The 14,296-nt window shown below is 71.6% G+C and carries 10 protein-coding genes; 3 read left to right on the forward strand and 7 right to left on the reverse strand.

Features of this window, described 5'->3' with window-relative positions; translation table 11 throughout:
• The first annotated feature begins 6 nt into the window (after positions 1–6).
• Together AB0912_RS19150 and AB0912_RS19155 are read left to right on the forward strand one after the other, a co-directional pair.
• Positions 7–1,044: an endonuclease/exonuclease/phosphatase family protein gene (locus AB0912_RS19150; RefSeq protein WP_366701133.1), complete on the forward strand. Its 1,038-nt coding sequence runs from the start codon at positions 7–9 to the stop codon at positions 1,042–1,044.
• Between the two features lie 315 nt (positions 1,045–1,359).
• Positions 1,360–2,583, forward strand: coding sequence for an MFS transporter (locus AB0912_RS19155; protein WP_366701135.1), 1,224 nt, complete (start codon positions 1,360–1,362; stop codon positions 2,581–2,583).
• A gap of 94 nt (positions 2,584–2,677) precedes the next feature.
• Here AB0912_RS19155 and AB0912_RS19160 read toward each other — a convergent pair whose 3' ends face one another.
• The 4 genes from AB0912_RS19160 to AB0912_RS19175 form a co-directional block, all read right to left on the reverse strand.
• Entirely contained in the window at positions 2,678–4,732 is a 2,055-nt protein-coding gene (locus AB0912_RS19160; protein WP_366701137.1) for an NAD(+) synthase, read from the reverse strand.
• Between the two features lie 230 nt (positions 4,733–4,962).
• A complete protein-coding gene (locus AB0912_RS19165) occupies positions 4,963–6,903 on the reverse strand; it encodes a S53 family peptidase (RefSeq protein WP_366701139.1) in 1,941 nt (646 codons plus the stop codon).
• 293 nt (positions 6,904–7,196) lie between these two features.
• Positions 7,197–7,820: a DUF305 domain-containing protein gene (locus AB0912_RS19170; protein ID WP_366701141.1), complete on the reverse strand. Its 624-nt coding sequence runs from the start codon at positions 7,818–7,820 to the stop codon at positions 7,197–7,199.
• Positions 7,817–8,509: a DUF3105 domain-containing protein gene (locus tag AB0912_RS19175; protein WP_366701143.1), complete on the reverse strand. Its 693-nt coding sequence runs from the start codon at positions 8,507–8,509 to the stop codon at positions 7,817–7,819. Before AB0912_RS19175 ends, AB0912_RS19170 begins: the two co-directional genes overlap by 4 nt.
• 373 nt (positions 8,510–8,882) lie before the next feature.
• On the opposite strand from AB0912_RS19175, the gene glnA reads away from it, so the two are divergent.
• Positions 8,883–10,244, forward strand: coding sequence for a type I glutamate--ammonia ligase (gene glnA / locus AB0912_RS19180; protein WP_081216896.1), 1,362 nt, complete (start codon positions 8,883–8,885; stop codon positions 10,242–10,244).
• A gap of 270 nt (positions 10,245–10,514) precedes the next feature.
• On the opposite strand, the gene AB0912_RS19185 is transcribed toward glnA, so the two are convergent.
• Genes AB0912_RS19185 through AB0912_RS19195 form a run of 3 tightly spaced genes read right to left on the reverse strand, consistent with a single transcriptional unit; the run spans position 10,515 to position 14,069 of the window.
• Positions 10,515–11,534, reverse strand: a complete 1,020-nt coding sequence (locus tag AB0912_RS19185; protein WP_366701224.1) for a TolB-like translocation protein — start codon at positions 11,532–11,534, stop codon at positions 10,515–10,517.
• Positions 11,535–11,539: 5 nt separating this feature from the next.
• On the reverse strand, positions 11,540–13,180 hold the full coding sequence (locus tag AB0912_RS19190) for an MFS transporter (RefSeq protein ID WP_366701145.1): 1,641 nt from the start codon (positions 13,178–13,180) through the stop codon (positions 11,540–11,542).
• A 1-nt stretch (position 13,181) separates the two neighbouring features.
• On the reverse strand, positions 13,182–14,069 hold the full coding sequence (locus AB0912_RS19195) for an alkaline phosphatase family protein (RefSeq protein ID WP_366701147.1): 888 nt from the start codon (positions 14,067–14,069) through the stop codon (positions 13,182–13,184).
• Positions 14,070–14,296: the final 227 nt, after the last annotated feature.

The raw sequence follows: 14,296 nt of genomic DNA on the forward strand, positions 1-14,296 counted from the left end.
GACGGTATGGCGCAGGCGTATATGACGGAGACGGGCAGCGGCGGCCAGGGGCCGGACCGCAGAGGTTCCCGGGTCCGGCGCCTGTTCGACGGCTGGCGCGGCGACCGCGGCATCTGGCGGCGCGGCCTGATCCTCGCCGCGATCGCCCTCCTGCTCACCCTGGTGATGTTCACGCACGCGCAGATCCCCAACCGGATCGGCAACCTGGGCAGCCTCACCGAGACCTTCCTGCCCTGGGCCGGACTCCTCGTCCCGGTCCTGCTGGTGCTCGCCGTGCTGCGCAGGTCCGCGACCGCCCTCATCGCCGTGCTGCTGCCCGCGGTCGTCTGGCTGAACCTCTTCGGCGGACTGCTCACCGACAAGACCGAGGGCGGCGGGAACCTCACCGTCGCCACCCACAACGTCAACGCCGACAACCCCGACCCCTCCGGCACCGCCCGTGACGTGGCCGCCTCCGGCGCCGACGTGCTGGCCCTGGAGGAGCTGACCGCGTCGGCCGTACCGGTGTACGAGCGGGCGCTCGCCTCGACGTACCGGTACCACTCGGTGCAGGGCACCGTCGGGCTGTGGAGCAAGTACCCGCTCAGCGGCGCACGGCCGGTGGACATCAAGCTGGGCTGGACGCGCGCCATGCGGGCGACCGTGTCCGCGCCGGCCGGCCACGTCGCCGTGTACGTCGCCCACCTGCCCTCGGTGCGCGTGAAGATGGAGGCCGGGTTCACCGCCCGGCAGCGCGACACGAGCGCGGACGCGCTGGGCGAGGCCATCGCCGACGAGCCGGTCCGGCAGGTCGTCCTGCTCGGCGACCTCAACGGCACGATGAACGACCGTGCCCTGAACGCCGTCACCGCCCAGATGCGCTCCACCCAGGGCGCGGCGGGCACCGGCTTCGGCTTCAGCTGGCCGGCGTCCTTCCCGATGGCCCGCATCGACCAGATCATGGTCCGGGGCGTCGAGCCGGTCACCTCGTGGACCCTGCCCGAGACCGGCAGCGACCACCTCCCGGTCGCCGCCCGCGTCAAGCTGAGCGCAACCGCCTCTTAACCTCCTGGAATACTGGGCCGGGCAGACTTTGTTCACCGGCTGAACTTAAGCTTCGGTCAGAGACCCGCACCCACACCCGTGGGTGCGGGTCACCAACGTGCGCGCCCGTGTCCCCGTACGCCTCACGAGCCGCACCGACCTCACTCATCGCACCGACCCCTCACCCGTCGCACGCGACGAGCCCACACCGACCCCGCCCGCCGCACCTGACAAGCCCCCCGGCTCCCCCCGGGGCCCCTCCGCTCGTATCGCCGCACGCCCGCACGCCCGCACGGACCCCGTACTTCACTTCCCCTCTCTCCCGAAAGGCATCTCATGCCCCTGGCCCTGCTCGCCCTCGCCGTGGGCGCCTTCGGCATCGGCACCACCGAGTTCGTCATGATGGGGCTGCTGCCCGACGTCGCCGACGACCTGGGCATATCCATACCGACCGCGGGACACCTCGTCTCCGCGTACGCGCTCGGCGTCGTGATCGGCGCCCCGCTGCTCGCGGCGGCCACCGCCCGGATGTCCCGCCGCACGGTCCTCATCGCCCTGATGGGCCTCTTCGTCGCGGGCAACGCGCTCTCCGCGTTTGCCCCCGACCACCACTGGCTGCTCGCCGCCCGCTTCGTCAGCGGCCTGCCGCACGGCGCCTTCTTCGGCGTCGGCGCCGTCGTCGCCACCGGTCTGGTCGCCCCCGAGCGCAAGGCCCGCTCCGTGTCGCTGATGTTCCTCGGCCTGACCGTCGCGAACATCGCCGGCGTCCCCGTCGCCACGGCCATGGGGCAGCACCTGGGCTGGCGCGCCACCTTCCTCGGTGTCAGCGTGATCGGCGTCGCCGCCATCGCCGCCCTGTTCCTGCTGATCCCGCACGACCGCGCGCACGCCCCCGAGGGCGGCCTGCGCGGTGAGCTGACCGCGCTGCGCTCGCTGCCCGTCTGGCTCGCCCTCGGCACGACCGTCGCCGGCTTCGGCGCGCTCTTCTCCGCCTACAGCTACATCACGCCCATGCTCACCGACTCCGCCGGATACGCCGAGGGCAGCGTCACCCTGCTGCTGGCGCTCTTCGGGGTCGGCGCGACCGCGGGCAACCTGCTCGGCGGGCGGCTCGCGGACCACTCGCTGCGCGGCACGCTCTTCGGCGGCCTGCTCTCGCTGGCCGTGGTCCTCGCACTGTTCCCGGTCCTCATGGGCGCCCAGTGGAGCGCCGCCGTCGGCGTCACCGCGCTCGGCGCGGCGGCCTTCGTCACCGGCTCGCCGCTCCAGCTCATGGTCATGGAGAAGGCCGCGGCGGCCCCGTCCCTCGCCTCCTCCGCCAACCAGGCCGCCTTCAACCTCGCGAACGCGGGCGGCGCCTGGATCGGCGGCCTCGCCCTGGCCGCCGGTTTCGGCACGACGGCACCGGCCCTCGCCGGAGCCGGGCTCGCGGTCCTCGGCATCGCGGTGGCGGGGACGGCGTACGCGGTGGACCGCGGCCGTACGGAGCGGCCGGCGGCCGGGCACGCGCGGGTCGTCGCCACGGGCGTCCCCGACCGGCCGGAGGCACTGCGCCGCTGAACGGCGCTCTTCGCCCCGCCGCGGCCGTACTTTCCACCGCCCCGGCGGGGCCCGGGGAGGCCTTTGAGGAGGTCGGCCCCCGGAGGCCGGGAGGTCAGTCCTCCGCCCCCGGCAGGTCGAAGCGGGCCAGGTCGCGGAGCCAGGTGCGGGCCGAGCTGTCCGACGGCGCGCGCCAGTCACCGCGCGGGGAGAGCGAGCCGCCGGCCGAGACCTTCGGCCCGTTCGGCATGGCGGAGCGCTTGAACTGCGCGAACCCGAAGAAGCGGCGGCAGAACACCTCCAGCCAGCGCCGGATCTCCGGCAGGTCGTAGGCGACCCGGTCGGCGGCGGGGAAGCCGGGCGGCCAGGCGCCCGCCTCCGGGTCGTGCCAGGCGTGCCAGGCCAGGAAGGCGATCTTCGAGGGCCGGAACCCGTAGCGCAGCACGTGGAAGAGGGTGAAGTCGTGCAGCGCGTACGGGCCGATCTTCGACTCCGTGGACTGCAGCTCCTCGCCCGGCACCAGCTCAGGACTGATCTCCGTGTCGAGGATCGCGGAGAGCGTCCGGCCGGTCTCCTCGCCGAACTGCCCGGTGCCGATGACCCAGCGGATCAGATGCTGGATCAGCGTCTTCGGCACACCCGAGTTGACGTTGTAGTGGCTCATCTGGTCGCCCACGCCGTACGTGGACCAGCCGAGCGCCAGCTCCGAGAGGTCGCCGGTGCCGAGCACGATGCCGTCGCGCTGGTTGGCGAGCCGGAACAGGTAGTCGGTGCGCAGCCCTGCCTGCACGTTCTCGAAGGTCACGTCGTACACGGGCTCGCCGGCGGCGAAGGGGTGCTCCATCTCCTGGAGCATCAGCCGGGCGGTCGGCGTGATGTCCAGCTCGGCCGCGGTGACGCCGAGGGAACGCATCAGCTCGTGCGCGTTGCCCTTGGTGTGGTCGCTGGTGGCGAAGCCGGGCAGGGTGAAGGCGAGGATGTCGGCGCGCGGCCGGCCCGCCCGGTCCATCGCGCGGGCGGCGACGATCAGCGCGTGCGTGGAGTCGAGCCCGCCGGACACCCCGATGACGACCTTCGGGCCGCCGATCGCCGCGAGCCGCTGCTGAAGGCCCGCGACCTGGATGTTGTAGGCCTCGTAGCAGTCCTGGGCCAGCCGGTCGGGGTCCGCCGGCACGAACGGGAAGCGTTCGACGCGGCGCCGCAGGCCCAGGTCGCCGGCCGGCGGGTCGAGCCGGAACGACTGCGTCCGGAAATCGGCGGTGCGGGCCGCGTGCGTACGCCGGTTGTCGTCGAAGCTGCCGGTCCGCATCCGCTCCTGGCGCAGCAGGTCGAGGTCGACGTCCGCCACCGAGAACCGGTCGTCGAGCGGGAAGCGGTCCGACTCGGCCAGCAGCGCCCCGTTCTCGTAGATCATGGTCTGCCCGTCCCAGGACAGGTCGGTGGTCGACTCGCCGAGGCCGGCCGCCGCGTAGACGTAGGCGGCGATGCCGCGGGCGGAGGCCGAGCGGCACATCAGCTTGCGGTCCTCGGCCCGGCCGACGGTGATCGGGCTGCCGGAGAGGTTGGCGAGCACGGTGGCGCCCGCGAGGGCCGCCTCGGCGCTCGGCGGCACCGGCACCCACATGTCCTCGCAGATCTCCGCGTGCAGCACCAGGCCGGGGACGTCCTCGGCGGCGAACAGCAGGTCCACGCCGAAGGGCACGGACTGTCCGCCGACCCGGATCGTGCCGCCGCGCTCGTCGTCGCCAGCGGCGATCTGCCGGCGCTCGTAGAACTCCCGGTAGTTCGGCGGGTACGACTTGGGGACGACGCCGAGGACCCGGCCGCGGTGCACGACCACCGCGCAGTTGTAGAGCCGGTTGCGGTGGCGCAGCGGGGCGCCCACGACCAGCACCGGCAGCAGGTCCGCCGACCCGGCCACCACTACCTGGAGCGCCTTCTCGGCCTCGTCGAGCAGCGCGTCCTGGAGCAGCAGGTCCTCGATCGAGTAGCCGCAGAGCCCCAGCTCCGGGAAGACGGCGACGGCGACCCCCTCGTCGGCACATCTGCGCGCCTGGCGCAGGACCGACTCGGCGTTGGCGTGCGGGTCCGCGATGGCGGTGTGACCCGTACAGGCGGCGACGCGCGCGAAGCCGTGCTGATAGAGCGACCGGAAGTTCAGAGGAGGCACCCGGACAGTGTAATCGTCAGAGCGACGCGATGGCGTGGGGGTGGCCGGTGGGCCACGTCCCCGGCACACGCCGGACGGCCGGCCGGCGGGGCATGGAGCCCACGGAACGCGCGATGCGCCCGCCTCCCTGGAGAGGCGAGCGCATCGCGGGTGAACGCCGGTCGGTGACGGCGGTACGAGCCCGTCAGCGGCGGCTGTACGAGCCGGTCAGTGACGGCTGTACGAGCCGGTCAGTGACGGCTGTACGAGTTGACGTAGCCCGGGGCGGGGGAGCCCACGCCGGTGACGTCGTCGTAGCCCTTCACGGCCTTCAGCGAGCTGTCCGCGCCGAGGGTGCGCACCGAGGTGAGCAGACCGCCCGTCGCGTCGATACCGTTCGCGAAGTCCACACGCGCCACGGCGAGTCCGGTCCCCGTGGGGTTGTCCGTGACGTCGTGGTACGCCTTCGATCCGGCCTTGGCGTAGATCGACGGGTTGGCGAAACCGATCGCCTTGCCGCCGCGCGCCTCCTGGGCGAGCGCCTGGACGGCCGCGATCACCGGAGCGGCGAGCGAGGTGCCGCCGATGCGGTACTCGCTGTACTGCTCCGTCCCGTCCGGGAAGGTCTGCGTCTGGCCGACCTTGAAACCGGTGTTGGGGTCGGCGATCGCCGCGATGTCGGGGACGACCCGGTTGCCCGCGGCGTTGTTCGCCTTGGCCAGCTTGTTCGGGACGACACCCTTCTGGTAATAGGGCTCCGCCACGGTCTTGCTGGTGCCGCCGCCGGCGCCCGAGGTGAACGCGCCCGGGAACCCGGTCCAGCTCTTCCCGTCGGTCGACAGGTTGGCCTTCTTGGTGCCCCAGCCGGTCTCCCACAGATACTTGTCGCCCTTGCCGACCGCCAGCGAGGTACCGCCGACCGCCGTCACCCACGCCGAGTTGGCCGGGGTGTCGACCTGCTTCACGCCGGTGTTGGCGACCTCGTCGCCGTTGTCACCGGAGGAGAAGTAGAAGCCGATGCCCTCGACCGCGCCGAACTGGAAGACCTGGTCGTAGGCCGCGGCGAGGTCCGGGGTCTGGTTGGCCTCGATGTCGCCCCAGGAGTTGGAGACGATGTCGGCCAGGTGCCCGTCGACGATCTTGCTGAGCGAGTCGAGCAGGTCGTCGTCGTAGCAGGAGGCGGCACCCACGTACGTGATGCTCGCGCCCGGCGCGACGGCGTGCACGGCCTCGACGTCGAGGGTCTCCTCGCCGTACCAGCCGGCCGCCCCGCACTCCTCGGTCTTCGTGTACTTGGCCGGCAGCACCTGACGGAGCTGGCTGGTCGAGTACTTCGCGTCACCGTGCTTCTTGGCGTAGGTGGCCGCGTCGTAGGCGATGGTCGGCGAGGCGTACGCGTCCGTGATGGCGACCCGGACGTTCTTGCCGGTACGGCTGCCCGCGCCGTACGCGGCACGGAGCTGCTTGCCGGTGTACCCCTGCACGGCGTACGGGATCTTCTTCCCGTAGGCCGAGGGCAGACCGCTCGCGGTCTTCGAGCCGTAGTACGAGGAGAACGGCCCGGCGTTCTTGAACACCGCGTCCGGCGGGGGCAGTTGGTCCGCGTGCCGCGCCTTGTGCGGGGCGTTGTCCAGGCCGGTGACGGTCAGGACGGCGCCCTTCAGGGAAGCCGGCGCGGAGGCCGCCTTCGACGGCGCGCGGTAGGTCTTCTTGCCCTTGGTGAAGTTGTGGAGCTGGGTGCCGAACGCCTTCTCGGCGGCGGCCACGTCACCGGTGACGGAGACGTAGTGCTGCGTGGTGCCGGTGACCTTCAGGCCCGCGGAACGCAGCCACGAGGTCACCGCGGCGACCTGCGCCTTGGTGGCGCCGAAACGTGCCTGCGTCTTCTTGGCGCTCAGGTACTTGCCGTACGAGGCCGAGTTCGGGTCCGACACGGACCTGGCGTACGCGGCCAGACCCTTGGCGTCCCGGCCGGCCAGGTAGACCCGGGCCGAGACCTGGGAGCCGTTCGAGGCGGCGCCCTTGTCGGCCGTGGAGGTGGCCCACGCGGGTTTGGTGCCCGCGAGCGTGTCGCGGCTCGGCCCGTCCGCGGCGTGGGCCGCGGGTATGCCGAACGCCAGCGCACCGGCGAGCAGCGGCAGTGTTGCTGCCAAGCTCACTCCGGCGCGCGCGGTGGCGCGGTTGGATCTCATAGAGCCCCCTGCGATGCGGTTCGTCGCATGTAGTGGTTGGTCGGTGAACCACGTGGGATCCCACGCCCTGCCAGGGCGAGGGGAATGGATCACAGATGGGGGCCACTCTTTCGATGAACCGTTCATGCCAGGGGAATGAAAGTACCAAGGAAACCCCAAGTGGCCGTGATTCACGGGTGTTTGGGGTGGTTTGATGGATCTTCCCGCGCCAGGTCGAGGGTTTTCCCTCGGTCTGGCTGCTACCAAGGGCGTGCCCTGCCCCGCGACCCGCCACATGATCCAGACGACATGCCCTACGTCCGCGGCTTCGCGCCCCGCTGCTTCAGGAGGTCGGCCATCAGGTCGAGTTCCGACTGCTGCGAGGCCACCATGCCCCGCGCGAGCCGCTTCTCCACCCCCACCGCGCACTTCTCGACACAGCCCTCGGCCATGTGGATACCGCCCTGGTGATGGGCCGTCATGAGCTGGAGGTAGAAGACCTCGGCCCGCTTCCCGTCGAGCGTGCCGAGCCGCTTCATCTCGGTGTTGGTGGCCATGCCCGGCATCAGCGAACCGTCCTTGCCGGAGGCCATGTCGCCCATGCCCATCCAGGTCATCGGCGGGTCGGCGGACACCTTCGGCAGCTCCCACAGGTCGAGCCAGCCGAGCAGCATGCCCCGCTGGTTGGCCTGCGTCTGCGCGATGTCGTACGCGAGCCGCCGCACATCCACGTCCTTGGTGCGGTCACGCACGATGTACGACATCTCGACGGCCTGCTGGTGGTGGACCGCCATGTCCCGGGCGAAGCCCGCGTCCGCGGAGTCGGCGGCGGGCGCCCGCGACCCGGAGTCGTCGCCGTCGGCCACCGCGTAGGTGATCGCCCCGGCGGCGACCAGCACGGCCGCCGCGCCGCCCGCGACCCACCCGGCGTGCCTCACCGCGCGAGGCCGTTGGTGCAGGCGGCACCCGGCTCGGGCGTCTGCTTGCCCTGCACGAACTCCGAGAAGAACGCGTCGACGTTCTTGTCCGACGCGCTCGTCACCGTGCGCTGCTTGCCCCAGGCGCTCAGCATGATCGGGTCCTTCTGGTCCGCGACGGGGCTCATCAGCGTGTACGGGGTCTTCTTGACCTTCGCCGCGAGCGCCTTCACGTCCGCCGCGGACGCCTTGCCGTTGTACGTCACCCACACGGCGCCGTGCTCCAGCGAGTGCACGGCGTTCATGTTGTCGACGGCCTTGGTGTACACGTCGCCGTTGCAGTTCATCCAGACCTGGTTGTGGTCACCGCCGACCGGGGGCTCCATCGGGTAGGCCACGGACTTGGTGACGTGGTTGCGCGCCAGCGTGCCCTTCCAGGTCTTGACGCCGTCCGCGCCCGTCTCGAAGTGCCCCGAGGCCTGCTTCACCTCGCCCGCCGCGTTCTTGCCGTCGGAGCCGTCGGAGCCGTCGGAGCCGTCGGACTGCGAGCGGACGAGCACGACACCGCCGACGGCCAGACCGGCGACGACGACCACGCTCGCGGCGATCACCAGGATCCGGTTGCGCCGGGCACGCGCCCGCTCGACGCGGCGCAGCTCCTCTATACGGGCCTTGCGCGACGCGGTGGCGGTGTTCTTGGCGGAACCCATGGTGAGTCCTTATGAGGATGGGGCGGACGGGACGGACGGTCGGTGCGCTGATCGTAATCGGGAAGGGTGCGCCCCCGGCGGCGAGGTCGCGGAATTGGCCGAAGCGGTACGGGGCCGGGTGCCGGAAGCCGGTCCGCCCCGGCGCCCGGGGAGCGGGGGAGGGGCGGCCCTTACGGGTGCGTCCGTGAGCAGGCAGTATGGGCACCGGAGCAGGACACCTCCCGTACGCGAGGCGTTCAGACCGGGGTCGCCCGGCCGATCAAGGTCCGCAACGCGCACGAAACGGTGTTGTGGTGGGATGCTCAGGTGCCCCGATCGTCTCCGAGGCGTGGGAGCAGGCGGCCTGACCAGCAAGGATGGGTGGAAGCGGAAGATGGACAAGCAGCAGGAGTTCGTGCTCCGGACGCTGGAGGAGCGTGACATCCGGTTCGTACGTCTGTGGTTCACGGACGTGCTCGGCTTCCTGAAGTCGGTGGCCGTGGCCCCGGCCGAGCTGGAACAGGCCTTCGACGAGGGCATCGGCTTCGACGGCTCCGCCATCGAGGGCTTCGCCCGCGTCTACGAGTCGGACATGATCGCCAAGCCGGACCCGGGCACCTTCCAGGTGCTGCCCTGGCGCGCCGAGGCCCCCGGCACGGCCCGGATGTTCTGCGACATCCTGATGCCCGACGGCTCCCCGTCCTTCGCGGACCCGCGCTACGTCCTCAAGCGCGCTCTCGCCAAGACGTCCGACCTGGGCTTCACCTTCTACACCCACCCCGAGATCGAGTTCTTCCTGCTGAAGGACCGCCCGCTGGACGGCTCGCGGCCCACCCCCGCGGACAACTCGGGCTACTTCGACCACACCCCGCAGAACGTGGGCCAGGACTTCAGGCGCCAGGCCATCACGATGCTGGAGTCGATGGGCATCTCGGTCGAGTTCAGCCACCACGAGGGCGCCCCCGGCCAGCAGGAGATCGACCTGCGCTATGCCGACGCGCTGTCCACGGCCGACAACATCATGACCTTCCGGCTGATCATGAAGCAGGTCGCGCTGGAGCAGGGGGTGCAGGCCACCTTCATGCCGAAGCCGTTCTCGGAGTACCCGGGCAGCGGTATGCACACCCACCTCTCCCTCTTCGAGGGCGACCGGAACGCGTTCTACGAGTCCGGCTCCGAGTACCAGCTCTCCAAGGTCGGCCGCTCCTTCATCGCCGGCCTGCTCAAGCACGCCGCGGAGATCTCCGCGGTGACCAACCAGTGGGTCAACTCCTACAAGCGCATCTGGGGCGGCTCGGAGCGCACGGCGGGCGCCGGCGGCGAGGCCCCCTCGTACATCTGCTGGGGCCACAACAACCGCTCCGCGCTGGTCCGCGTCCCGATGTACAAGCCCGGCAAGACCGGCTCGGCGCGGGTCGAGGTCCGCTCGATCGACTCGGGCGCGAACCCCTACCTGGCGTACGCGCTGCTGCTCGCCGCGGGCCTGAAGGGCATCGAGGAGGGCTACGAACTCCCGCCGGGCGCCGACGACGACGTCTGGGCCCTCTCCGACGCGGAACGCCGCGCGATGGGCATCGAGCCCCTCCCCCAGAACCTGGGCGAGGCCCTGGCCCTGATGCAACGCAGCGAACTCGTCGCCGAAACCCTCGGCGAACACGTCTTCGACTTCTTCCTCCGCAACAAGAAGTCGGAATGGGAGGAGTACCGCAGCGAGGTGACCGCTTTCGAGCTGCGGAAGAACCTGCCGGTGCTGTAGGCGCAGGCCAGGGCGGTTCACTGTCTGCTGCGAGAGGGCCCCCGGTCGAGGACCGGGGGCCCTCAGGCTTGGGAAAGACCGCCATTCGCCGTCTTGCCCACCACGTCTGCCGTTGTCCTCGTAGGTGTGATCGTTGCCAAGTGGTCGGATCTGAGCGTCACCTCCCGCGGCATGTCCTCCGACTCGTCGCGCGAGCTGCCGGGCGGCGGTGGGCGTTTCGGCGCCGTCCTCATCGGCAGACGCCAGGTGATTCCGGCCTTGCGGGGGCGGTCAGTTGATGTAGGCGGGGGATACCGCCGCCGTGCTGATGCGGTGCGGGGTGCCCGTGCCGTCGGACGGGGTTGTGTAGAGGTCGGCGCCGTAGTCGCCGGGGAGGGCGTAGACCAGGGTGTGGTCGTCGCGCCAGACCGCCTGGTCGTCGACGCTGCGGGACTCCGACAGGGCTGTCTCGTGGCCCGTGCGCAGGTCGAGGACGTACAGGTGCCACGGGGCGTCCGCCGGAAGGCCCTTGACGCGTTTCTTGTAGGCGATACGCGTGCCGTCGGGGGAGAGGGACGGGCACTCGACGTTGGTGTGCACGGTGGTGACCGTGCGGGTGGGCAGATCGCCGCGGACCAGGTACGTCGAGCCGTGCGTGGCCATCGTGGCGTAGAAGGTGCGGTCGTCCGAAGCGAACGTCACACCCCAGAAGTTCACGTCCGCCGCGTGGTAGGTCCGGCCGTCCTTGATCACCCGGTACGCCTCAAGCGAGGGCGTCAGCTTCCCCGTACGCGTGTCCACGATCGCCGCCCGCGTCGAGAAGTTCGTGCCCGCGTACGAGTCGCCGCCGACGAACGCCGTCCAGGCCGCGTACCTCCCGCTGGGCGACACCCGGGCCCGGGACGGAATCCCCGGCACGTCGTAGCGCGCCCGCTCGTGCAGCCCGGCGTCCAGGATCACCGCCCGGTAGGTGTCCTGGACCGTGCCGTGCGCCGCCTGGAGGCACACGCCGGTGCCCGAAGCGGCGTAGAAACGCAGGCACTTGACCTTCGACGCGACGCGCGGGCCCGAGGGGCCCGACGCCGGGACGGACGTCAGCTCGTCGCGGTGCGGGCCCCACGCCATGTTGCGGAACACCAGCCGCCGGGAGTCGGTCAGGGACACCGGCCCGGCGGTGATCCGGGGCCCGCCCGGCCGGGCCTGGTTCCGGCGGTCCGCGCGCGCCGAGGCGTGCAGCACGGACGCCACCGCCACGCCCGCCAGGACGAGCAGGGCACAGACCAGGACCAGGACGCGGTTGCGCGCTGTCAGCGGTGTCATACGAGGCTTTCCGAGGGGGCGGTCGGGGTGGGTGAGGTGGCCGGGCGGACCGGGCGGAGGCTCAGGGCGAAGGCGACGCACAGGGCGAGCAGGACGGCCGACGCCGTGAGCGCCGTCCGGTCTCCCCACGCCGTCCACGCGGCGCCGAAGCCGAGCGAGCACACGAAACGGGCCAGCGCCTGACCCGTCTGGACCAGCGCGAGCCCGGAGGAGCGCAGCTCGCGCGGCACGCTGTCCGAGGCGGCGGCCATCAGGACGCCGTCGGTCGCCGCGTAGAACCCGCCGTGCAGGAGCAGGACGGCACAGGCCGCCGCCGCGCCCTGCCAGGAGCTGAGCAGCAGGGCGTACGCGAGGAGCAGGGCGCCGTGGCCGCCGAGGAACACCCGCCACCGGCCGGCCCGGTCCGCGAGCCGGCCGAGCGGGACGGCCAGAAGGAGGAAGGCGGCGGCGGTACCGAGGGGCAGCAGCGCGAACCAGCGGTCCGGCACACCCAGGCGCCGCTGGAGCAGCAGGAACACGAAGGAGTCGCTGACCGTGGCGAGCCCGAGCAGCAGCGCGCACAGGGTTATGCGCCGCAGCTCCGGGCGGTGGAGCAGGGCCAGGGCGGCGCGCAGGGTGGGGCGTGGGACGGAGGGTTTCGTAGCTGGTGCCTCGGGTGCGGCACCGGTCGGGGCCCCCGTGGGGGGTGCGGCGGGCGGCACGACGGACTCCGGGCCGGCTTTTCGGCCGGACCGGCGCCCGGGTTCCCCTCCGGGTGTGCCGGCGGCTCCGCGCCGGGCTTCGGCACCGGCCTGTGCGCCGGCTCCGGCTTCGGCACCGGCACCGGTCCGTGCGCCGGCTTCGGCTTCGGCACCGGTCCGTGAGCCGACTCCGGCTTCGGCGATGGTCCGTGCGCCGACTTCGGCTTCGGCACCGGCCCGTGCGCCGGCTCCGGCTTCGGCGATGGTCCCCGAACCAGCGCCTGCCCCAGCCGCCCCACCCCCCGGCACGAACAGCACCAGCACCAGTACCCCCACCACCGCGACACAGAAGCTCACCGTGAACACGGCGTCGTAGCCGTCGACGGTGGTGCGGAGGATCAGGAACGCGACGAGGGGGCCCAGCAGGGCGCCCGCCGTGTCCATCGCGCGGTGGACGCCGAAGGCGCGGCCGCGGTTCTCCGGGGTGCTCGACAGGGAGATCAGCGCGTCACGCGGGGCGGTGCGCAGGCCCTTGCCGGTGCGGTCGGCGGCGAGGACCAGGCCGATGGGGGTCAGCGTCGTCGCCAGCAGGAGCAGGGGCTTGCAGACGGCCGAGAGCGCGTACCCGGCGCCCGCCACCCACTTGTGGCGGCCCCCGCCCCGGTCGGCGAGGTGGCCGCCGACGAGGCGGACCAGGGCCGATACGCCGTTGTAGATCCCGTCGAGGAGCCCGAAGCCGAGCGGGGACAGGCCGAGGCCCGCCACCAGGTACAGGGGCAGCACCGCCGTCACCATCTCGGAGGAGACGTCGGTGATCAGGCTGACCGTGCCGAGGGCCAGCACCGTGGGCGCGACCGCGGCACGGCGCCGCCCGGCGTTGGGCCGGGCGGCGCGGTCCGCGGACGGGGCCGTCGCCGGGGTCTCCGGAGCGACGGCGCGACTGTCCGCTACATACATGTCAGGACGTCCAGATACCCGTGATGTCCTTGGCGGAGGCGGCGTTGCCCGCGTGCGTGAGGCCGTGCATGTCCTCCAGCGTGCGCAGCAGGTCGTAGTGGTTGTAGGTGGTGGACGAGGAGGAGCCCGGAGTCACCTGCTGGCCGTACAGCACCGTCGGGATCTTGTTCCCGGCGAGGCGGTTGTCCTCGTCGAAGGTGACGACGAGCAGGCTCTTGTGGGTCTTGGCCCAGGTGGCGTAGGCGCCGAGGTTGTTCTTCAGCCAGGTGTCACCGGTGGACACCGAGCAGTCGTGCATGTCGCTGCACAGGTTCGGGACGACGAAGGAGACCTGGGGGAGCGTCGAGTAGTCCGTCGGGAACTGGGCGAACGTCTTGGCGCTGGACGTGGGTACGTTGCTGAAACCGAACCAGGGGTTGTGCTTGCGGGCGTAGTTGCCGCTGCTGCACGTGGTCGAACCCTGGCTGGGCAGCGTCTCGTTGTAGCTGCCCCAGGTCTTGCCCTTGGCGATCAGCTCGGAGGCGAGGTTGGGGGCGGAGGAGAAGCCGGGGGTGTAGCAACTGTCGTCCGTGATCCCCTGCGTGGAGCCGGAGAACAGGGCGAAGTAGTTCGGCTGGCTCGGGTGCGTCTCGGCGTACGACTGGGAGAGGTTGGCTCCGCCGGTCTTGAGCGAGTTGATGTAGGGAGCGCTGGAGGAGCCGATCACCTGGCTGTACGCGTGGTTCTCGAAGACCACGACCACGACGTGGTCCGGGGTCGGGACGGCCGCCGCCGCGTGGGCGGGGGCAGAGCCGGCGAAGCCGGTCCAGACCCCGGCCGCTGCCGCGGTGAAGGCGAGAGCCGATGCCACGACGGCACGACTGCGGCGGTACACGTTTCTGCCGGGCACTGCAGACCTCCGGTGAGGGGGTGAGGTGAGGGGGTGAGGGGGTGTCGACGGCGGCGGTGCGGACAGAGCATGCACACGCCAACAATCCCGGGGCCCACGTCCCCCAACCGGCAAGGTGAAGAGCAAGTGAACGGCTGCCCTCGGCGCCGCCCGCCACCTGCGCCCGCCGCCCGCCACCTGCGCCTGCTCCCCCCACCTGCGCCCGCCGCCCGCCACCCGCGCCCGCC

The sequence above is a fragment of the Streptomyces sp. NPDC007084 genome, from assembly GCF_040703595.1.
Lineage (GTDB): Bacteria > Actinomycetota > Actinomycetes > Streptomycetales > Streptomycetaceae > Streptomyces.